Here is a 600-nt window from a genome sequence, read left to right as displayed (position 1 = left end):
CTATTAAAAAAAGGGGAAATTATTGAGCTCTTAACAAAACAGCTTGCGTTAAAAAAAGAACAACTTTCACAAATAGAAAAAGCCTATCAGGCTATAACAAAGAGTCAGAAAACAAACCCAAAGCAAATAGACTTTTCTAGTTTTTTTCTCAAAGAACCAGAATCGCTCTATAAGAAGAATCAGCTTTCAACGGAATTATATCAAAAGGCATTGGAGGAAGAAAACAAAATTTCTGGGACTTTTGATCAAGTAGGCAAGTCTATTTTTGCTCGTTTAGAATTTGTATCGACTTTAGACAAAGCGGTAACTTTAAAAACTTTTCAACATGTAGAAAATCGTTTTCAATACCTCAAACAGTTATTCGATGAACTTCAAATAAAAGAAAACCTGAAAGACATTGCTGATCTTCAAGCACATATCGATGGTATATTAGTCATGATCCAAAATGAATCTATAAAGATGCAAATGGTAGCGCATTTACGTGATGCTGAATACTCACTTATCAAAAGGAAAAGACACGAACTTGATATGAAATTTTTTAACCATGAAAAAAAAGAGATGCCTAGCATACGGTGAAAACACTTAGGTAATGTATAAATG

At 32.2% G+C, this 600-nt stretch carries 1 protein-coding gene; it reads left to right on the top strand.

Going from position 1 to position 600, the window contains the following annotated elements; genetic code table 11:
• Positions 1–576: type IV secretion system protein (locus tag ACFINR_RS09575; protein WP_375654251.1), on the top strand; the 576-nt coding region annotated here is incomplete at its 5' end.
• Positions 577–600: the final 24 nt, after the last annotated feature.

The sequence above is a fragment of the Bartonella sp. AP19HLJMH genome (assembly GCF_042196245.1).
GTDB lineage: Bacteria > Pseudomonadota > Alphaproteobacteria > Rhizobiales > Rhizobiaceae > Bartonella.
This window is presented reverse-complemented; position numbering and strand designations above follow the sequence as displayed.